15 protein-coding genes are annotated in these 20,057 nt (G+C 66.6%); 4 read left to right on the forward strand and 11 right to left on the reverse strand.

What is annotated here, in order from left to right; translation table 11 throughout:
* Positions 1–14 precede the first annotated feature (14 nt).
* Together ACQR10_RS05015 and ACQR10_RS05020 are read left to right on the forward strand one after the other, a co-directional pair.
* Positions 15–1,901 (forward strand): TRAP transporter large permease, encoded by a 1,887-nt coding sequence (locus ACQR10_RS05015; RefSeq protein WP_315799970.1) that lies wholly within the window; start codon positions 15–17, stop codon positions 1,899–1,901.
* 28 nt (positions 1,902–1,929) lie between these two features.
* Positions 1,930–3,573: an acyl-CoA synthetase gene (locus ACQR10_RS05020; RefSeq protein ID WP_316215813.1), complete on the forward strand. Its 1,644-nt coding sequence runs from the start codon at positions 1,930–1,932 to the stop codon at positions 3,571–3,573.
* 345 nt (positions 3,574–3,918) lie between these two features.
* Here ACQR10_RS05020 and ACQR10_RS05025 read toward each other — a convergent pair whose 3' ends face one another.
* The 7 genes from ACQR10_RS05025 to ACQR10_RS05055 all read right to left on the reverse strand — a co-directional run bounded on the left by ACQR10_RS05025 (position 3,919) and on the right by ACQR10_RS05055 (position 11,451).
* Positions 3,919–4,560, reverse strand: coding sequence for an antibiotic biosynthesis monooxygenase family protein (locus ACQR10_RS05025; RefSeq protein ID WP_316215812.1), 642 nt, complete (start codon positions 4,558–4,560; stop codon positions 3,919–3,921).
* A gap of 176 nt (positions 4,561–4,736) precedes the next feature.
* Positions 4,737–5,534 carry an MBL fold metallo-hydrolase gene (locus ACQR10_RS05030; RefSeq protein ID WP_316215811.1) on the reverse strand — a complete coding sequence of 266 codons (798 nt, stop codon included), beginning with the start codon at positions 5,532–5,534 and terminating at the stop codon, positions 4,737–4,739.
* Positions 5,531–6,322, reverse strand: a complete 792-nt coding sequence (locus tag ACQR10_RS05035; protein WP_316178741.1) for a TatD family hydrolase — start codon at positions 6,320–6,322, stop codon at positions 5,531–5,533. The genes ACQR10_RS05030 and ACQR10_RS05035 overlap by 4 nt, the downstream gene beginning before the upstream one ends.
* Positions 6,322–8,400, reverse strand: coding sequence for a methionine--tRNA ligase (gene metG, locus ACQR10_RS05040; protein WP_316215810.1), 2,079 nt, complete (start codon positions 8,398–8,400; stop codon positions 6,322–6,324). Before metG ends, ACQR10_RS05035 begins: the two co-directional genes overlap by 1 nt.
* 69 nt (positions 8,401–8,469) lie before the next feature.
* Entirely contained in the window at positions 8,470–9,510 is a 1,041-nt protein-coding gene (locus ACQR10_RS05045; RefSeq protein WP_316215809.1) for a DNA polymerase III subunit delta', read from the reverse strand.
* A complete protein-coding gene (tmk, locus tag ACQR10_RS05050; protein ID WP_315799977.1) occupies positions 9,507–10,187 on the reverse strand; it encodes a dTMP kinase in 681 nt (226 codons plus the stop codon). Before tmk ends, ACQR10_RS05045 begins: the two co-directional genes overlap by 4 nt.
* 4 nt (positions 10,188–10,191) lie before the next feature.
* Positions 10,192–11,451 carry a D-alanyl-D-alanine carboxypeptidase family protein gene (locus ACQR10_RS05055; RefSeq protein WP_315799978.1) on the reverse strand — a complete coding sequence of 420 codons (1,260 nt, stop codon included), beginning with the start codon at positions 11,449–11,451 and terminating at the stop codon, positions 10,192–10,194.
* 163 nt (positions 11,452–11,614) lie between these two features.
* Between ACQR10_RS05055 and ACQR10_RS05060 the strand changes: the two genes are divergently transcribed.
* Positions 11,615–12,568 (forward strand): alpha/beta fold hydrolase, encoded by a 954-nt coding sequence (locus tag ACQR10_RS05060; RefSeq protein WP_434911877.1) that lies wholly within the window; start codon positions 11,615–11,617, stop codon positions 12,566–12,568.
* Here the strand turns inward: ACQR10_RS05060 and ACQR10_RS05065 are convergent.
* The 4 genes from ACQR10_RS05065 to ACQR10_RS05080 form a co-directional block, all read right to left on the reverse strand.
* A complete protein-coding gene (locus tag ACQR10_RS05065) occupies positions 12,565–13,080 on the reverse strand; it encodes a GNAT family N-acetyltransferase (protein WP_434911878.1) in 516 nt (171 codons plus the stop codon). The genes ACQR10_RS05060 and ACQR10_RS05065 overlap by 4 nt on opposite strands.
* A 16-nt stretch (positions 13,081–13,096) precedes the next feature.
* Positions 13,097–13,645 carry a phage tail protein gene (locus ACQR10_RS05070; RefSeq protein WP_315799981.1) on the reverse strand — a complete coding sequence of 183 codons (549 nt, stop codon included), beginning with the start codon at positions 13,643–13,645 and terminating at the stop codon, positions 13,097–13,099.
* A gap of 49 nt (positions 13,646–13,694) precedes the next feature.
* Entirely contained in the window at positions 13,695–14,222 is a 528-nt protein-coding gene (locus tag ACQR10_RS05075; protein WP_316178755.1) for a phage tail protein, read from the reverse strand.
* A 91-nt stretch (positions 14,223–14,313) separates the two neighbouring features.
* Positions 14,314–14,856 (reverse strand): phage tail protein, encoded by a 543-nt coding sequence (locus ACQR10_RS05080; protein WP_434911879.1) that lies wholly within the window; start codon positions 14,854–14,856, stop codon positions 14,314–14,316.
* Positions 14,857–15,346: 490 nt separating this feature from the next.
* Here ACQR10_RS05080 and ACQR10_RS05085 point away from each other — a divergent pair, with 490 nt between their 5' ends.
* Positions 15,347–20,008, forward strand: a complete 4,662-nt coding sequence (locus ACQR10_RS05085) for a beta strand repeat-containing protein (protein WP_434911880.1) — start codon at positions 15,347–15,349, stop codon at positions 20,006–20,008.
* Positions 20,009–20,057 lie beyond the last annotated feature (49 nt).

The following is a 20,057-nucleotide window of genomic DNA, read 5'->3' on the forward strand; positions in this document are numbered from 1 at the left end:
GTTCGGGTGACGTCATGGCGCATGCCGAGTTCACGGAAATTGCGATCAGCGAGGTGATCATCGAGACCCCTCGCCGCCGGTCCTGGCTCGACGGCCTGGAGGCCCTGCTCGGCCTCCTCGTCGAGATCCCCGCCGCGCTGCTCGTCGTGGCCGAGATCGTCATCCTGTTCGCGGGCGTCGTGGCGCGCTACGTCCTGCACCAGCCGCTGATCTGGTCGGACGAGCTGGCCTCGATCCTGTTCCTTTGGCTCGCAATGCTCGGCGCCGCGGTGGCGTTCCGCCGCGGCGAGCACATGCGGATGACGGCAATGGTGGCGCGCGCCAGCCCCGGCTTACGCGCCTATCTCGATCTGGTCGCGACGAGCGCGGCGCTGGCGTTCCTGGTCATGATCGCCTGGCCGTCCTGGGAGTACGCCTACGAGGAAAGCTTCATCACCACGCCGGCGCTGCAGATCGAAAACATCTGGCGCGCCGCCGCACTGCCGGTCGGCGTCGGACTGATGGCGCTGTTCGCCCTCATCCGTCTCGCCCGCACGGCCAGCGTCAGGACGATGCTGCTGGCCGTCGTCTCCGTCGTAGCCATCATCGCGCTGTTCTGGGTGGCGCAGCCGCTGCTGAAGCCGCTCGGCAACATCAACCTCGTGATCTTCTTCGTCGGCGTGGTCGGCTTGTGCGTCTTCGCCGGCGTGCCGATCGCGTTCGCTTTCGGGCTCGCGATCTTCGGCTATCTCGCGCTGACGACGCGCACGCCGCTGATGGTGCTGGTCGGGCGTATGGACGAGGGCATGAGCCACCTCATCCTGCTGTCGGTGCCGCTGTTCGTCTTTCTCGGATTGCTGATCGAGATGACCGGCATGGCCCGCGCCATGGTCGCGTTCCTGGCAAGCCTCTTGGGGCACGTCCGCGGCGGGCTGCATTACGTGCTGGTCGGCGCGATGTACCTGGTCTCGGGCATTTCCGGCGCCAAGGCCGCCGATATGGCCGCGGTCGCGCCGGTGCTGTTTCCGGAGATGAAGGCGCGCGGCGCCAGGCCCGGCGATCTCGTCGCCCTGCTCGCTGCCACCGGCGCGCAAACCGAGACCATTCCGCCGAGCCTGGTGCTGATCACGATCGGCTCCGTCACCGGCGTGTCGATCGCGGCGCTGTTCACCGGCGGCCTGCTGCCGGGCGTGGTGCTGGCGATCACGCTGTGCACGCTGGTGTGGTGGCGCTACCGCAACGAGGACATGAGCGGCGTCCGCCGCGCCACCGGAGCCGAGATCGGCAAGGCCTTCATCGTCTCGCTCCCTGCCCTGGCCCTGCCCTTCGTGATCCGCGCGGCCGTCGTCGAGGGCGTCGCGACGGCGACGGAGGTCTCGACCATCGGCATCGTCTATGGCGTGCTGGCGGGCCTGCTGGTCTATCGCCGTTTCGACTGGCGCCGGCTGATGCCGATGCTGATCGAGACGGCGGCGTTGTCCGGCGCGATCCTGCTGATCATCGGGACGGCGACCGGCATGGCCTGGGGCCTGACGCAGTCCGGCTTCTCGCGCGCGCTGGCGGCCGCGATGACCGGGCTGCCGGGCGGCCCGGCGACGTTCATCGCGGTCTCGATCGTCGCCTTCACGATCCTCGGCAGCGTGCTCGAGGGCATTCCGGCAATCGTGCTGTTCGGGCCGCTGCTGTTTCCGATCGCGCGTGCCGTCGGCGTGCACGAGGTGCATTATGCCATGGTGATCATCCTGGCGATGGGCATTGGCCTGTTCGCACCGCCGTTCGGGGTTGGATATTACGCCGCCTGCGCGATCGGTCGGGTCGATCCCGCCGAGGGCATCCGCCCGATCTGGGGCTACCTGCTGGCGCTTCTCATCGGCCTCATCGTGGTTGCGATTTTTCCGTGGATTTCGATCGGGTTCCTGTAAACTCTTCAGATGACGAGGGAGGGTGGTGATGAGCACGAACCAGTACAAGCTCGGCCTGGACAAGACGCCGGCCAACTACGTGCCGCTGACCCCGCTCAGCTTCCTGGCGCGCAGCGCGGCCGTCTATCCCGACCACGTCAGCACGGTCTATGAAGGCCGCAGCTTCACCTGGCGCCAGACCTATGAGCGCTGCCGGCGCTTCGCGTCCTATCTCGCGGGACGCGGCATCGGCGAGGGCGACACCGTGGCTGCGATGCTGCCGAACATCCCGGCGATGAACGAGGCGCATTTCGCCGTGCCGATGGCCGGCGCCGTGCTCAATACCCTCAACATCCGCCTCGATGCATCCTCGATCGCGTTTCAGCTCGATCACGGCCAGGCCAGGATCATCCTGGTCGATCCCGAATTCTCTGCCGTGATCAGCGAGGCGCTGAAGCTGATGAGCGGCGCCAAGCCGTTCGTGATCGACGTCGATGACGCCTCCTATGCCGGCGGCAGCCGCATCGGCGAGATCGAGTACGAAGCCGCGGTCGCATCCGGTGATCCGAGTTTCGAGCCGCGCCGTCCCACTGATGAGTGGGACGCTATCGCGATGAGCTACACCTCGGGCACCACGGGCAATCCCAAGGGCGTCGTGACGCATCACCGCGGCGCCTATCTCAACGCCGTCAGCAACATTCTCGCCGGCGGCCTCGGCCAGCACCCGGTCTATCTCTGGACCCTGCCGATGTTCCACTGCAACGGCTGGTGCTTCCCCTGGACCATGGCGGCCGCGGCCGGCGTCAATGTCTGCCTGCGCAAAGTCGAACCGACGAAGATCTTCGAATTGATCAAGACCCACGGCGTCACCCACATGTGCGGCGCGCCGATCGTGTACAACGTGCTGATCAACGCACCCGACGCTCCCAAGGGCAGGCGAGAGAAGCCGGTGGTCGGCCTGATCGCCGGCGCCGCGCCGCCGGTCGCCGTGCTCGAAGGCGCCGAGAGCATCGGCATCAAGCTGACGCATGTCTACGGCCTCACCGAGGTCTACGGCCCCGCCTCCGTCTGCGCCGAGCAGCCCGGCTGGGATGACCTGCCAGCGCCGGAGCGCGCGCGGCTGAAGCGTCGGCAGGGCGTGCCTTATCCGTTGCAGGAAGCCGTCACGGTGCTCAATCCCGAGACGATGCAGGAGGTGCCGCGCGATGGCGAGACCATCGGCGAGGTCATGTTCCGCGGCAACATCGTGATGAAGGGCTATCTCAAGAACGAGAAGGCCACGCAGGAAGCCTTCGCCGGCGGCTGGTTCCATACCGGCGACCTCGGCGTGCTCGACGAGCACGGCTACGTCATCATCAAGGACCGCTCCAAGGACATCATCATCTCCGGCGGCGAGAACATCTCCTCGGTCGAGGTCGAGGACATCCTCTACAAGCACCCCGCCGTGTTGTTCGCCGCCGTCGTCGCCAAGCCCGATCCGAAATGGGGCGAGGTGCCCTGCGCCTTCATCGAGCTCAAGGACGGTGCTGAAGCCACCGAAGCCGAGATCATCGCCTATTGCCGCAGCCACATGTCCGGCTTCAAGACGCCGAAGGTCGTCGTGTTCGGCCCGATCCCGAAGACGTCCACCGGCAAGATCCAGAAGTTTTTGCTGCGCAACGAGGTCAACTCGGCCAAGGCGATCTCGGCGTAGGTGCCTCTGAGTAGGGCGGGTTAGCCGCAGGCGTAACCCGCCGCGCCAGTGCTGGAGGCTATGGCGGATTACGCTGCGCTAATCCGCCCTACGCGCGGCCAATGAACTGATGAGCTGCATCGACACGCGCGGTGCACCCTCTCCCCTTGTGGGAGAGGGTGGTTTCGATGCAAAGCATCGAAACCGGGTGAGGGGTTGCCACGAACTCAGAGCGGAATGTGCGGCACGAACCCCTCACCCGAGTGAGGACGTAGTCAGCACCTTTGAGCCCTCTCCCACAAGGGGCGAGGGCGCATTCATGAGCACCGCGATGACGATGGTCTTTCCTCGCTCGGGCGTCGAAGGTCAGTTTGCCGCCGCGTCGCCCCTGCTCTTCTCCGGATAATACTGCGGCGCTTCGCGGCGATCGTACATGCCGTAGTCTCTGCTGACTTCGACGACGCGGATGTTGTCGGCGCCGGGTTCGGCGAGCAGGCGCACACTCAGCGCCACGCCGGTCGCCTCGTCCGGCAAGTCGATCAGATGCGCGAAGCGGCCCTTGCGATAGACGCTGGAGAAGGTCGCGACCGGCAGATCCGTCGCGATGCTCAGCTGCGGCGCAGCCGTCTCCACCGCCAGCACATAGGTCGGCGCACGCCGTTTCGGATCGTTGTACGTCCCCCGCCGCTCCGGCTGCCAAGCCGCCTGCCCCGGCCTGACCTCGTGCACCAGCTCGGCGACGCGCAGGCGATAGTCGGAGAACACCTTGTCGCGGCCGAGCGTCTGGATGTCGTGGTGATGGGCGTGCACGCGCCAGGCGGTCATGGCGCCCTCGTCCTGCCAGATCTGGTAGGACAGGATCAGGTTGTCGCGCGACAGGCTCCTGAAGCGGTCGAGGAACAGGCAGCCGCCGAGGGCGTCGAGCTCGGGCCGCAGCGCGGCAGCGAGCTGCAGATACTGGTCGAGATGGCCGGGCTTGACCTCGACCTCGAAGAACAGCGACAGCATGGTAGCATCTCCATGTATTCGGCCGCAGGCTGCTATAGCTTCGTGGCCCTTGCGGTCGCCCGCCCCTGCCCGTCATTGCGAGCGAAGCGAAGCGATCCAGAGTCATTGCTATAACTCTGGATTGCTTCGTCGCCTTCGGCTCCACGCAATGACGGCCTTAGCCGGCCAACGAACAATCAGCCGACCTCCAGCCGCATGCCATCATAGGCCGGCACTACGCCGGCCGGCAGGCTCTGGCGCAGCACCTCGTAGTCGAGATCGGCGGTCATGTTGGTGATGACGGCGCGTCGGGGCTTGAAGCGTTCGACCCAGGCGAGCGCGTCGTTGACCGAGAAATGGCTGGGATGCGAGGCGGGCCGCAGGCCGTCGACAATCCAGAGGTCGAGATCCTCGAGTGCGCCCCAGCTCTCCTCTGGGATGTCGTTGAGGTCAGGCGTGTAGGCGGCATTGCCGATGCGGTAGCCGAGCGCGGGGATGTTGCCGTGCTGGACGAGGAACGCGGTCAGCCTCAGCTCGCCGCCCTTGCCTTCCACCGCCTGGGTCTCGCCGGCCTCGATCGCGTGCTGGGTCAGGATCGGCGGATAGTCGCTTCCCGGTGGCGAGATGAAGCAATAGGAGAACCGGTGCATGATGTCCTTGGCGGTTGACTGGTTCAGGTAGACCGGAATGCGCCGTCGCTGATGCATCACCACCGAGCGCAGGTCGTCGATGCCATGGGTCTGGTCGGCGTGCTCATGCGTGAGAAACACCGCGTCGATGTGATCGACGTTGGTGTCGATCAACTGCTCGCGCAGATCCGGCGACGTGTCGATCACGACCCGCGTGACGCCATGCGTTCCGCGGCGCTCAGCCAGCAGCGAGCAGCGCCTTCGGCGGTTCTTCGGGTTGTTGGGATCGCAGGCGCCCCATCCCAGCGCCGGGCGCGGGACGCCGGCCGACGAGCCGCAGCCGAGAATGGTGAGCGTCAGCGTCATGCAGCCTCCCTTGGCCGCGGCACCTTCGAGAACAGCTTGAAGAAGGTCTCGGTGGTCTGCTGCGAGAATTCCTCGAGCGAGACGCCGCGGGTCTCCGCCAGAACCTTCGCGGTCTCGACGACATAGGCCGGCTCGTTGCGCTTGCCCCGGAACTTGCCGGGCGCGAGATATGGCGCGTCGGTCTCGACCATGATGCGGTCGGCCGGCACCTCGGCGGCGAGCGCGCGCAAGGCCTCGGACTTCTTGAAGGTCACGATGCCCGTGAACGAGATGTGCAGTCCGAGATCGATCGCCTTCATCGCCAGCTCGCGTCCGCCGGTGTAGCAATGCAGCACGGCGTTGAAAGGTCCGCGCGCCATCTCCTCCTCGAGGATGCGGCCGCACTGAGCGTCGGCCTCGCGGGTGTGGATGACGAGCGGCAGGCCGGTGTCGCGGGCGGCCGCGATATGCGCGCGGAACCCGCGCTCCTGGGCATCCTTCGAGCCGTGATCGTAGAAATTGTCGAGCCCGGCCTCGCCGAGCGCGACGACCTTGGGATGGCGAGTCAGCGCAATCAGCTCCGCGGCCGGAATGCCGTCCTCCTCGTCCGCGTTGTGCGGATGGGTGCCGACCGAGCAGAACACGTTCTCGAACCGCTCGGCGATCGCGAGCAACTCGGGCAAGCGCCGCACCCGCGTCGAGATCGTCACCATCCGGTCGACGCCCGCGGCGGCGGCGCGCGCGACGATGCCATCCAGATCCTCGGCGAAATCCGGAAAATCCAGGTGGCAATGGCTGTCGACCAGCATCACGCCGCCGTCGGCTCGATGTAGCGCGGGAACACCGCCTGCGGCGCCGGCAGCTGCGTGCCAGCCGCAATCCGGACATCGCCGCCGAGCCGCGCGAACGTTCGCTCGTCCTCGGGAATGCCGAGGCTGTCGAGCAGCTTTGCCGACGCGGCCGGCATCACCGGCTGGGTCAGGATCGCGACCTGACGGATCACCTCGGCGGTGACGTAGAGCACGGTGTGCTGGCGCGCCGGATCGGTCTTGGCCAGCGCCCAGGGCGCCTCGCCCGCGAAATAGCGGTTGGCCTCGGCCACGACCGACCACACGGCGTTGAGCCATTGGTGGATCTGCTGCGTCGCCATGGCTTTGCGCGCCGCGCCGATCATCGCGTCGGCCTCGGCCAGAATCGCCTTGTCATTGGCCGAGAACTCGCCGGGCTCCGGCAGCACGCCGCCGAGCTGTTTCGAGATCATCGACAGCGAGCGCTGTGCGAGATTGCCGAGGTCGTTGGCGAGATCGGCGTTGATGCGCGCGACGATCGCCTCGTGATTGTAGTTACCGTCCTGGCCGAATGGCACCTCGCGCAGGAAGAAGTAGCGGAGCTGGTCGACGCCATACTGGTCGGCGAGATTGAACGGATCGACGACGTTGCCGACCGACTTCGACATCTTCTCGCCCCTGTTGAACAGGAAGCCGTGGGCATAGACCCGCTTCGGCACGGGGACGCCGGCCGACAGCAGGAACGCCGGCCAGTACACCGCATGGAAGCGGATGATGTCCTTGCCGATGACGTGGACGTCGGCCGGCCAATACTTCCAGTTCGGATCCCTCTCGTCGGGAAAGCCGACGCCGGTGATGTAATTGGTGAGCGCGTCGACCCACACATACATCACGTGCTCGTCGTCGTGGGGCACGCGGACGCCCCAGTCGAACGTGGTGCGCGAGATCGAGAGGTCCTTCAGACCGCCCTTGACGAAGCTGATGATCTCGTTGCGCCGCGCATCCGGCCCGATGAAATCCGGCTGGCTCTCATAGAGCGCGAGCAGCCTGTCCTGATAGGCCGACAGGCGGAAGAAATAGCTCTTCTCCTCGACCCACTCCACCGGCGTGCCCTGCGGTCCGCGGCGGACATTGTCCTCGCCGACGACGGTCTCGTCCTCGGCGTAATAGGCCTCGTCGCGCACCGAGTACCACCCCGCATAGGTGTCGGCGTAGATGTCGCCGTTCTCGCGCATGCGAGTCCAGATCGCCTGCACCGAGTTGTGATGCGCGGGCTCGGTGGTGCGGATGAAGCGGTCGAACGAGACGTTCAGCCGCTCGTCCATCTCGCGGAAGCGGCCGGCATTGCGGGTCGCGAGCTCCGACGGCGTCAGGCCCTCGTTCTGCGCGGTCTGCACCATCTTCAGGCCGTGCTCGTCGGTGCCGGTGAGGAAGAAGACGTCCTTGCCGTCGAGCCGCGCAAAGCGTGCGATGGCGTCGGTCGCGATCGCCTCATAGGCGTGGCCGATATGTGGGTTGCCGTTGGGATAGGCGATCGCCGTCGTGACGTAGAAGGTGTTCTTGTCGACCGGAGGTGCGGCGACCCGCGCTACGATCTCGTCGATTTCGACGACGACAGCGGCCTCGACCTTCGGCTTGCGCGGCGCCTTCGGCTTGGCGGCGCGCGGCGGCTTCGGCGCTTCAACGATGGCCGGCGCGACCTTCTTCGGTGCGGCCGGCTGTTTCGGAGCGGCGGGCTTCCTCGCTGCCGCAGGCTTTTTCGTTGCTGCCGCAGGCTTGGCGGCGGTCTTCTTGGCCGGCGGTGTGGCGGGCTTTGCCACGGCCTTCCTGGCTGGCGCCTTCACAGCTTTCTTGACCGCTTTCTTGGCGGCGCTCTTCGAAGCTTTCTTGGCCGCGGTCGCCGCCGGAGCTTTGCTCTTGGCTTTCGCGGGGGCCGTCTTGGATGTGGCGGTCTTTTTCTTGGCGTCCTTGTCCTTCGCCGCCTTCGCCTTGGCCGCGCTGACCTTGCCCTTCGCGGGCGCGTTGTGGGCAGCCTTCCTCGCGCCGCTCTTGCTCGCGGGCTTGCCCTTTTTCACGGTTGTCTTGCTGGCCTTGGCCACGGCAGATTCCTCTTTGACGACGTCGGTCGACGGATTGATCCTGATGATCCCGGGATGATGGTCGCGCGGTTACCGCGTGGCTTCGGCAAGCATCCCGAACACCGAGAAAACCAGCGGTTTTCTTTCCAGATTATAGGATTCGGTGTCGCGCGCGGCGCGGACGATCTTTTCCCATACCTCCGCCAGCCGTGCAAGGCGCGGCAGTTCCGCGTTGGCATCGCCGGCGCGCAGCCGCTCCGCCACCCAGCGCTCGATGCTGTCGAGGAAGCTCGCCAGCGCGACGCGGTCGCTGGTGCCGAGCGCATCACCCAGGGCATGCAGCTCGCCGGCGTCGATTCGCGGCAGGCTCGCGAGCAGCGCCGTGGTCCGGGTCTGCAGCTGCAGCCCGTCGCCGCCCAGCAGCATCAGGGTGCGCGCGACGCTGCCCTCGGAGGCCCTGGCCGCCTCGCGCAGCGCCGGCTCGGCTACGTTCATGCCGGTGGCCTCGGCCGCGGCGCTGATGACGTCGTCGGTCGCCAAGGCCCGCAGCGCCAGCCGGCGGCAGCGCGATTTGATGGTGGCCAGCACCCGCGCCGGCGCGTGGCTGACCAGCAGGAACAGCGACTGCTGCGGCGGCTCCTCGAGGATCTTCAGCAGCGCGTTGGCGGCGTTGGGATTGAGCTCGTCGACGGTGTCGACGATGCAGACCCGCCAGCCCTCGACCGCCGCCGTCGAGCCGAAGAACGAGATCGTCTCGCGGGTTTCGTCCACGGTGATGACGGTGCGCAGCACGCCCTTGTCGTTGGCCGAGCGCTCCAAGGTGAGCAGCCCGCCATGGGCCTCGGAGGCGATCAGCCGGGCCACGTGATCATCCGGGTCCACGTGCAGCGAGCCGGCGGTACGTACCGCGTCCGACGCAGGATCACGGTGGGTCAGCACGAAGCGGGCCATGCGGTAGGCCAAGGTGGCCTTGCCGACGCCTTGCGGGCCGCCGATCAGCCAGGCATGCGCCATCCGGCCGCTGCGATAGGCTGACAGCAGCGCGGCCTCGGCCTCGCGATGGCCGAACAAGGCGCTGGTCTCGCGGGGATGGCGGACCGCGATCTCCGGCTCGACCTTGCGTGCGCTCATGAGGCGGCCGCCACTTCCGCGAACAGCCGCTCGCGCACGGCGTCCCAAACGAGTTGCGAGACCGTATCCGCGCTCGCCGTGGCGTCGACCAGCACGCAGCGCCGGGGATCCTCGGCGGCGATCTTGTGAAAGGCGTCGCGCAGCCCCTTGTGGAACTTGATGTCCTCGCCTTCGAACCGGTCCGGCGCGCCGCTGCCGCGCCGCGCCGCGGCTCGCTGCAGGCCAACCTCGACGGGCACGTCGAGGATCAGCGTCAGGTCCGGCTTGAGGTCGCCGATCGTGACCCGCTGCATCGCATTGAGCACATCAGGCGCGACCTTGCCCTGGCTGCCCTGGTAGGCCCGGGTCGAATCGAAGAAGCGATCGCACAACACCCAGCTTCCCTGGTTCAGCGCCGGGAGAATCACGTTGCGCACATGGTCGTCGCGTGCGGCGGCGAACAGCAGCGTCTCGGCCTCCGGCCCCAGCAGCTTGCCCATGCCCGACAGCACGAGGTGGCGCATGATCTCCGCGCCCGGCGATCCCCCGGGCTCGCGAGTCAGGACGACGCGCACACCCTCCTTCTGCAGACGGTCCGCCAACATCTTGATCTGCGTGGATTTTCCGGCGCCCTCGCCACCCTCGAAGGTGACGAATCGGCCGCGGCCCGGACCACGTTTCAAAGCTGAATCCGCCATGTCTCTAGAGCTTCTCGGCCCCGGCGCGGAACATCCCGATCACGAGCTCGCTGACCCCATCGATCGCACGCCGCATCGTGGATCCCCTGCCCACCGCCTCCGCAGCATAGACAGGGGCCTCCATGGCGATATTGGGGCCGCGCCAGACCCTGACAACCCCGACCTTCTGCCCGGGCTCGATGGGAGCCCTGACCGGGCCACTGTAGATGATGCGGGCGATCAGCTTGTCGCCGCCGTTCTTCTGCACCATGACCTTGACCGGCACCGGGCTCGACAGCTTGACCGAGCGGCTCTCGCCGCCGAACACCTTGGCGTAGCCGATCGGCTGCTCCGCCGCGAACAGGGTGCGGGTCTCGAAATTGCGGAAGCCCCATTCCAGCATCTTCTTGGCCTCGGTGGCGCGGTCCTCGGAGTCCTCCAGGCCATTGACGACCACGATCAGCCGGGTGCCGTTCTGCACGGCCGAGCCGACCATGCCGTAGCCGCCTTCCTTGGTGTAGCCGGTCTTGAGGCCGTCGGCGCCCTCCATCGCGTTCAGCAGCGGGTTGCGGTTCTGCTGCCGGATCTTGTTCCAGGTGAATTCCTTCTCGCCGAAGATCTTATAGAACTCCGGGAAATCCAGGATGATGTGCCGGGCGAGCATGGCGAGCTCGCGCACCGTCATCTTGTTGCCGGGATCCGGCAGCCCGTTGGAATTGGCGAAGGTCGATCTGGTGAGGCCGAGCTCGCGCGCCCGCTTGGTCATGTAGTCGGCGGCGAAGATCTTCTCGTTGCCGGCCATGCCCTCGGCGAGCGCAATGCAGGCGTCGTTGCCGCTCTGGATGATAGCGCCGTGCAGGAGGTCGCTCACCGACACCTTGCTGTTGAGCGCGGCGAACATCGTCGAGGTGCCGGAGGGCGCCCCGCCCCGGCGCCAGGCGTTCTCGCTGATGCGGTATTCGTCGTTGAGCTTAATCGTGCCGTCCTTGACCGCGTTGAAGACCACCTCGGCGGTCATCAGCTTCATCATGCTGGAAGGCGCCCGCAGCTCGTCCGCATTCTTCTCGAACAGCACGCTGCCGCTGTTGGCCTCCATCAGGATCGCGGTCGGCGCATCGCCGTCGAAGCCGCCATCCTCCTTGCGCGCGCCCTGGACGCTCTGGTTGGCGGCGTAGAGCACGCCGCTCCAGCCGACGGCGAACGCCGCGGCCAAGGCGATGAGCACACGCGTCACCCGTCCGGACGTGAAACCGGAGCGACGCGGCGGTAAGGTCATGACATTCATCGGCTAAGCTCTGGAGCGCACTGGGATTCTAGCAGTTGCGGGGGGCGCAAACAACTCGGCAATCCCGCGGATCCGTCCGCTGTCCCGGGATTTGCACGGCTCATCGCGCGGTGTGATACGTCCAGGGGCGGCAATCAGAAGTCGAGCAACCAAGGGGGAAACGGTGTCATCGACGCGGACCATCAAGGCCAACGGAATCGAGCTGTTCGTGCGCGAACAGGGCGAAGGCCCGCTTGTCGTGCTGTGCCACGGCTGGCCCGAACTGTCCTATTCGTGGCGGCACCAGATCGTGGCGCTGGCCGAGGCCGGCTATCGGGTGGTCGCGCCCGACATGCGCGGGTTCGGCCGCTCGCAGGCGCCAGCAGACATCGCCGCCTACTCGATCTTCGACACCGTCGGCGACATGGTGGCACTGGTCGAGGCGCTCGGCGAGGACACCGCCGTCATCATCGGCCACGACTGGGGCGCGCCGGTGGCCTGGCATGCGGCGCTGTTCCGGCCGGACCTGTTCACGGCCGTCGCCGGACTGAGCGTGCCGCCGCCGCTTCGCGGCCGCGGCCGGCCGCTCGACACGCTCCGCGCCGGCGGCATCGAGAACTTCTACTGGCAGTATTTTCAGACGCCGGGCGTCGCCGAGGCCGAACTCGAGCGTGACGTCGCGCTGACGATGCGCACGATGCTGGCGCGTGGCTTCTCCGACCCGCAGTCGCTGTTCGTCGCGCCGGACAAGGGCTTCCTCGGTGCGGCGAACCCCGCCCTGCCTCTGCCGGCGTGGCTGAGCGAAGCAGACCTCGCCGAGTTCATCGCAGCCTATCGCACCTCCGGCTTTCGCGGTGGCCTGAACTGGTATCGCAACATCGACCGCAACTGGGAGTTGACCGCGCCCTGGCAGGACGCCCAGATCCGCCAGCCGTCGCTGTTCATCGCGGGCAGCGCGGACGCGGTGGTGACGGGGCTGATCGGCGCCAAGCGCGTTCAGGACATGGCGCGCGTGCTGTCGGATCTCCGGCGCAAGCTGATCATCGACGGCGCCGGCCACTGGATCCAGCAGGAATGCGCCGCCGAGGTGAACGCGGCGCTGATCGCGTTCCTGCGCGAGGTGGCTCCGGCTCGTTAGCGCGCGAGCGGCAGCTCCATCATGCGATGCGACGCTGTCGCGTTGTCCGCCACGTCGCGGAAGCCCAGCCGCACGTAGAACCTTATCGCGTCGTCATTCGTGGTTGCGACCGCGAGCGAAAGCACCGCGGCGCCCTGCTCCCGTGCGGCGGTGGCGACCGCCTGCATGATCTCGCGCCCGACACCCGCGTTGCGCGCGCCAGGCAGCAGCGCGAGATCCACCACGTGCCATTGTGACGCCGCGCGGTCGAGCAGCAGCCGCCCGACCGGCGCGGCGTCGCGGAGAATGATCAGCGACTGCGCCGCCGGACACTGCGCCGCATGGCTTGCGAGCTGGGCGCGATACTGCTGCGCCAGCACGAGATCGAGCATCGCCGGCGGCAGACCGGCCGCGGCGAGCTGCGCACCTTTGACGAAACCAAAGAGGTCACGCAGGAACGGCTCGTCGGCCGTCTCGGCCGACCGCAGCCGCAAGCGAACGTCCGGTGAGACGACGTCGATCCCGAGCGTCACTCCGAGCCTGCTCGGCTCAGGAGTTGTTGAATGACGGGAAGATGCCCGCATAGCAGATGCACCAGATCAGCGCCTGGGTCGGCTGCATGTTGTCGTGCGGAATGCTCTGCCCGTTCGGTGTGACCGCATTGACCGCCAGCGTCGTATTGCCCGGCGGCGCCAGGAACCCGTTGAAGCTGGGATCGATCGCCACGATGCCCACGCCCGTCCCCGGCCCTGGCGTGGCATTCGCCGCCGCCTTGCTGCCGAGCTGCAAGGTATGGGCATGCGCGGGCATCTCGGCCGTGGTCAGAAAGGCGGTGCTGGTCCCCATCGCCTCACCGATGACGCGCGGCTGCAGACCGGGGCCGTCGCCCTGCCCGTTGGTGATCGCGCCGCTCAGATTCGGCAGGGCGAAATTGGTGGTGCCGTTGCCGCCGTAATAGGTGCCGATCAGCGCGAACAACGGCGTATACCGCTGGATCGGAAGCAACTGGCCGAAGCACGGCAGCCACGCGCTGTTGAAGCCGTCGCTTGCGAAGGTGAACGGAAAGGCCTGGATTTCGCCGACGAAGGGGTCTGACACGACGTCTCTCCTGAGGAATGCGCAATAGAGCCGATCGAACGCGAAGGCGTCAGCCCGGCGACGGGAAGATGCCGTTGATGCAGATGCAGTAATTGCCGACGACGGTCGGCATGATGTTGTTGTGAGCGACGCCCTGCCCCGACGGCCCGACGCAGGCCGCCATCACTTCGTAGGTCCCGGCGTCAGCACTGGGCGCGTAGAGATTGCCCGCTGTCGCGGTTCCCAGGAGGGTACTGGTCCCCGGCTGTGCCGTGTCGGCGACGGTGGTCGACGCCAACAAAGCGTGGCTGTGCGTGGGCATCTCGGTCGTGATCAAGGTGTGCTCGTCCTCACCGTCCAGTTGCCCCAGCAGATAGGATGCGCCGCCGGGCGGCGTGCCCTGCCCGATCGGAACGCGGCCGCGCAGGTCCGGCAGATTGAAGGTCTGGACCCCGTCGCCACCAAACGTCGTCCCGATGACCGCATAGAGCGCATCATAGTTGGCGATGGACAATGCGCTTCCGTCGCAGGCCAGCCAGCCATCCGGTATGCGCGGAAAGCCGAACAGCCTGATCTCGCCGAGAAACGGGTCTGACATCCCGACATCCTTTCAAGTGCGGTGGACGCCGCGAAGCGGGCGCGATGCGGCGGATTGCGACGATGGTGAGAAACGTGAGCGCCGAGCCGTCTCAGTTGCGCGAAGGGTAAACCCCATTCAGGGCGATCAGATAATTGATCACCAGATAGGGCTGCATGTTGTTGTGGGGCTGCCCGCCGCCGATATCGACGATGTTGGTGCTGAGCGACAGCGGCACCTGGTTCGTCCCAGCGGTGGTGAAGATCAGCTTGGGATTGTCTGGCGGGAGCTTGTTGGTCGCGAACACGTTGTTGGTCGCCGACGCTCCACGCCCAGTACCATCGTTGCTGGACGCCTGGATCTGGTGATTATGGGTCGGCATCTGCGCCGTCGTGAGCGTCACCGTGGTCTCGCCGCTGACCGTGCCAGCGGGAAACTGGCCGCTGCCGCCGGTCGAGCCGAGGATAGCCCGTCCGCGAAGATCAGGCAGTGCGAACGTCGTGACACCATTGCCGCCGTAATAGGTGCCGAGCAGGGAGAACAATGCCTGATTCGTCTGGATCGCCAACAGCGCACCGTTGCAGAACGCCCACCCCCTCGGTGGCTGGTTTCCAGCAAATGGCATGATTTGCCCGAGCACAGGCGTAAGCGGCATGCGTTGCCTCCAAATGATTTTGTGCAATTCAACGAAAAAAGAAAGCGTGTCACGACGAACGCGGACAACCGACGCGTCCAGTATTCATCATGTGCAATTCGAAAGTGTCATGCATCCAACGCGAACAGTCAAGCATGAACCCGCAGGGGATGTGGGGGCGTTTCACGAGACTGCCCCGAATCAGCACGCGGAGAGGTCGCAGTGTTGCGGGCGCGCAACTAAGTTCGGGAAAGGCCGCGCGAGTGCGGCGGTTCCGTGCATCACTGGCTTGCGGCACGGGGGAAACAAAGCTTAATCAACGGTAAGTTTTCGGTAATCTTTATTGCAGTCGCAGAATATTTGGGACCGCGGCCGAGGTCGACCCGCGGTCGCGGGGAAGCGCAGGGGCAAGGTGCAGCTTTTCGCGATCATCATTGGCGCGTGGACGACGTCGTTCCAGCGGTTTCTGACTCGCTGGTCGTCGGCCGTCAGCAACCTGAGAACGTTGGCGGTGACGACCTTTGTCGTTCTCGCGGCCATGGGCGCGTCGATCTCATCGGCGCAGGCGGTCTGCGATCTGACCGTCAATTCGACCACCGGGGCCACGATCACATTCAATTCCGTGTCACAGGTCTATCACCTGTGTCTCACCGTGGTTGGCACTCCCAACACCGGAGACGATGCCGTTGTCTACGGCTTGTACTCCGTATCCGGCACGAATGCGAACACCCAGCTGCCCATCGCCGGCACGAGCTCGAGTGCTTATTCCGACTACAGCCCGACGACGAGCAAAGCCAATTACACGCTGCATCCAAGCAGTGGAAACGACAATGGGCAGAGTGCGAATACTGGTCAGGCTCAGATCAACATCACTCTGAACAGCCTGACGGGCGGCGGCCAGGATACGATCACGCTGTTTTATGCGTCAGACTGTAGCGACTTTCTCGTAACCTGCTCAGGCTCCGGAACGGCGCTCACCTCTTGGACCATTACGGTCAACCTGCCCGGCCCCACCGCGACACAGTCCATCGCGTCGAAAGCGCTGACCGTCAACACCGCGACGACCTCGTTCACGCCGGTCACCGGCTCCGGCGGCACCGCGCCGCTCGGCTATGGCATCGCGCCGTCGCTGCCGACCGGTCTTTCGTTCAACACGTCCACGGGTGCGATCACCGGCACGCCCACGATCACCAGCACCGCGACCACCTATACGGTCACCGTCACCGATGCCAACAGCGCCACCGCCAGCAACACGTTCAGCCTGACGGTCAACGGCGCGGTCACGGCGACGCAGGCGGTCGCCTCGAAGACGTTGACGCAGAACCACGCGACGACCTCGTTCACGCCGGTCACCGGCGGCGGCGGCACGACGCCCTACACCTATAGCATCTCGCCGTCGCTTCCCTCCGGTCTCTCGCTCAATACGTCGACCGGCGCGATCACGGGCACGCCGACGGCCACGAGCGGATCGACGACGTACACCGTCACCGTCACGGACGCGAACAGCGCGACGGCCTCGAACACGTTCAGTCTCGCCGTCAACGCGGCCGTGACCGCGACCCAGTCGGTCGCATCGAAGATATTGACGCAGAATGCGGCGGCGACCTCCTTCACGCCCGTGACCGGCGGCAACGGCACCCCGCCGCTCACCTACGGCGTGTCGCCGACGCTGCCCTCGGGCCTCTCGCTCGACACCAACACCGGCGCGATCACGGGCACGCCGACCGTGAGCAGCGGTGCAACCACCTATACGGTCACCGTCACCGACGCCAACAGCGCCACGGCCAGCAATACCTTCAGCCTCACGGTGAACACCGCCGTCACCGCGACGCAGTCGGTGAGCTCAGCCACCGTCACCGTGAACACGGCCATCACGCCATTCACGCCGGTCACCGGCGGCGGCGGCACGACGCCGCGGGCCTATGCGATCGCGCCGACCTTGCCGACCGGTCTCAGCTTCAACACCAGCACCGGCCAGGTCAGCGGCACGCCGACCGTGACCAGCAGCACGACCACCTATACGGTGACCGTGACGGATGCCAACAACGGGACCGCCACCAACACCTTCCAGCTGACCGTCAATGGTCCCGTGAGCGCGACGCAGGCGATCGCCTCCAAGACGCTGACGCAGAACGCTGCGGCAACGTCGTTCACGCCGGTCACCGGATCGGGCGGCACGCCACCGCTCTCCTACGCCGTTGCCCCCGGTCTGCCGACGGGCCTGACGCTCAACACCTCGAGCGGCGCGATCACGGGCACGCCAACCGTGACCAGCGGCGCGACCACCTACACGGTCACGGTGACCGACGCCAACAGCGCCACGGCCAGCAATACGTTCAGCCTCACGGTGAACAGCGCTGTGACCGCGACGCAGGCGGTCGCCTCGCGGACCTTCACCGCCAACCAGGCGATCACCGCCTTCACGCCGGTCACCGGCGGCGGCGGCACGGCGCCCCTGGGCTACACGATCTCGCCGAGCCTGCCGGCCGGGCTGAGCATCAGCCCATCCACGGGTGCGATCTCGGGCACGCCTTCGACGAGCGCGGCGACCACGACCTACACCGTGACCGTCACCGACGCCAACAACGCGACCGCGACCAACACCTTCAGCCTGACCGTCAACGGCGCCGTCAGCGCGACGCAGTCCATTCCGGCGAAGTCCCTGACCGTCAATGTCGCTGCGACATCCTTCACCCCGATTACCGGGGGCGGCGGCACGTCGCCGCTGACTTATGCCATCGCACCGACCCTGCCCGCCGGTCTCAGCTTCAACACCTCGACCGGTGCGATCACGGGAACGCCGACGGCGATCAGCTCGGCCACGACCTATACGGTCACCGTGAGCGACGCCAACAGCGCCAGCGCCAGCAACACGTTCAGCCTCACGATCAATGGCGCGGTGACCGCGACGCAGGCCATCGCGTCCAAAGGCCTGACCGTGAATACACCGGTGGCGTCCTTCACGCCGGTGACCGGCGCCGGGGGCACGTCGCCGCTGAGCTATGGCATCGCGCCGGCGCTGCCCGCGGGTCTCACCTTCAATACGTCCTCGGGCGCGATCACGGGCACGCCGACCGCGACCAGCGGCGCGACGACCTATACGGTCACGGTGACCGACGCCAACAGCGCCACGGCGACCAACACGTTCAGCCTCGCGGTCAACGGCGCCGTCAGCGCGACGCAGGCGATCGCCGCGACGACGCTGACCGCGAACCACGCCGTCACGCCGTTCACGCCGGTCACGGGCGGCGGCGGCACCGCGCCGCTCACCTACTCCGTCGCGCCGACGCTTCCGGCCGGACTGTCTCTCAATACGGCGAACGGCAGCATTTCCGGAACGCCCACGGTGACCATTGCGGCGACGACATTCACCGTGACCGTGACCGACGCCGCCAACGCGACCGCAAGCAACACATTCAGCCTGACCATCAATGGGGCGGTGACGGCGACGACGGCCGTGCCGTCCAGCTCGCTGCCGATCAACCAGGCTGTGACGCCATTCACGCCTGTGACGGGCTCGGGTGGTACGGGCGCGCTGGTCTTTGCCGTTTCGCCGGCCCTGCCGGCCGGCCTCAGCTTCAACACGACCAATGGCCAGATCACCGGCACGCCGACGGCGCCGGCGGCAATGACCACGTATACCGTGACCGTGACCGACACCAACAGTGCCTCGGCCAATGCCACCTTCAATCTGTCGGTAGGCCAGCTGGTCACGACGGTCGCGCTGACCTCGTCGCAGAATCCGAGCCAGTTCGGCCAGCCCGTGACGTTCACGGCCACCGTTTCAGCGTCGGGCGGCACGCCGACCGGCACGGTCACCTTCAACGACAACGGCTCGCCGATCGGCACGGCGACGCTGGCTGGAGGCATTGCGACGTTCGCCACCTCGACGCTCGCCGTGGGCAGCCACACCATCACGGCAAGCTATGCCGGCAACGCGTTGTTCACGGCGAGCACCTCGGCCGCGCTGGCCCAGACCGTCAATGTGCCCGTCGACAGCGTGCGGCTGCGATCGCTGCAGCAGACGGTCAGCAAGCTGGTGGCACAGAATTCCGGCCAGGCGATCTCCGGCGCGATCGATGACGCCATCGCCGACGGGTTCAATGATGGCGGTTCGTTCCTGACGCCGGGCAATGCGCGCATGCGCTTCAATTTCTCGGCCGATCCGCGCGATCAGGACGAGCCGGCGCCGACCTCGGACCGTGCTGCGGCCGGCGGCAGCGACGCCTATTCCTCCATGCTGCCCGGTGCGTCGCAGCCGCGCGGCCGCAGCCGCGGGCGAATCGATGATGCCTTCGCGGCCATCGACCGGGGCGACAAGAAGCAGGCTGCGCCGAGATGGCACGAGCAGAAGGAGTGGCTGCTGTGGGCTGATGTCCGCGGCACCGGTGTCGATCGCTTCGGCACGACCAACAATGGCGGCATCACCCAGGCCAACCAGGTCTCGCTGTACGGCCAGCAGCTCAACGCGATGATGGGGCTGACCTTCCGGGCGACGCCGAGCTTCCTGGTCGGCGTGCTCGGCGGCTACGAGACGTTCAGCTACACCCAGCAGGAGATCAACGGAAAGCTGAAGGGCGATGGCTGGACTACCGGCGCCTATCTCGGCTGGAAGATCGTCCCCACCCTGCGCTTCGATGCCGCCGTCGCCTATTCCGGCATCGGCTATGACGGGACCGCGGGGACGGCCCAAGGCAACTTCAGCGGTCAGCGCTGGATGCTGTCGACCGGTCTGACCGGAACCTACAAGTTGGCCGGCGTGGTGCTCGAGCCCTCGACCAAGGTCTACGCGCTGTGGGAGCACCAGAACGCCTATACCGACTCGCTGGGCACGCGGCAGGGCACCAACGACTTCGCCAGCGGCCGCGCCTCGGGCGGCCTGCGTGCGGCCTACCCTGTCGCCTGGCTCGACAGCGGCGTTCTGCTGACGCCGTTCCTCGGCATGTATGGCGACTACTACTTCAACAAGGAGGACGCCAACACGCTCGCCGCCGGCGCGCTCGCCTCGACGCCGCTGCTGCAGGGCTGGTCGGCCCGGTTCACCGGCGGGCTCGGCATCCAGACGGAGGGTGGTGCCGGCGTCGGCCTCGGTGCCGAGTATGGCGGGATCGGCGGCAACACCCGGGTCTGGACCTTCTCGGCCAGGGCGCGCGTGCCATTCACCGCCCGATAGGCCCCTCCCGGCAGGACTTTTCCCAACAGGACTTTTCCCAACAGGACTT

It is taken from the genome of Bradyrhizobium sp. HKCCYLRH2060 (assembly GCF_051168135.1).
Classification (GTDB): domain Bacteria; phylum Pseudomonadota; class Alphaproteobacteria; order Rhizobiales; family Xanthobacteraceae; genus Bradyrhizobium.

Coding starts and splice junctions, on each gene's coding strand:
- ACQR10_RS05015 (WP_315799970.1), top strand. CDS start 15: ATGGCGCATGCCGAGTTCACGGAAATTGCGATCAGCGAGGTGATCATC.
- ACQR10_RS05020 (WP_316215813.1), top strand. CDS start 1,930: ATGAGCACGAACCAGTACAAGCTCGGCCTGGACAAGACGCCGGCCAAC.
- ACQR10_RS05025 (WP_316215812.1), bottom strand. CDS start 4,560: ATGCTGTCGCTGTTCTTCGAGGTCGAGGTCAAGCCCGGCCATCTCGAC.
- ACQR10_RS05030 (WP_316215811.1), bottom strand. CDS start 5,534: ATGACGCTGACGCTCACCATTCTCGGCTGCGGCTCGTCGGCCGGCGTC.
- ACQR10_RS05035 (WP_316178741.1), bottom strand. CDS start 6,322: ATGCTGGTCGACAGCCATTGCCACCTGGATTTTCCGGATTTCGCCGAG.
- ACQR10_RS05045 (WP_316215809.1), bottom strand. CDS start 9,510: ATGAGCGCACGCAAGGTCGAGCCGGAGATCGCGGTCCGCCATCCCCGC.
- tmk (WP_315799977.1), bottom strand. CDS start 10,187: ATGGCGGATTCAGCTTTGAAACGTGGTCCGGGCCGCGGCCGATTCGTC.
- ACQR10_RS05055 (WP_315799978.1), bottom strand. CDS start 11,451: ATGAATGTCATGACCTTACCGCCGCGTCGCTCCGGTTTCACGTCCGGA.
- ACQR10_RS05075 (WP_316178755.1), bottom strand. CDS start 14,222: ATGTCAGACCCGTTTCTCGGCGAGATCAGGCTGTTCGGCTTTCCGCGC.
- ACQR10_RS05080 (WP_434911879.1), bottom strand. CDS start 14,856: ATGCCGCTTACGCCTGTGCTCGGGCAAATCATGCCATTTGCTGGAAAC.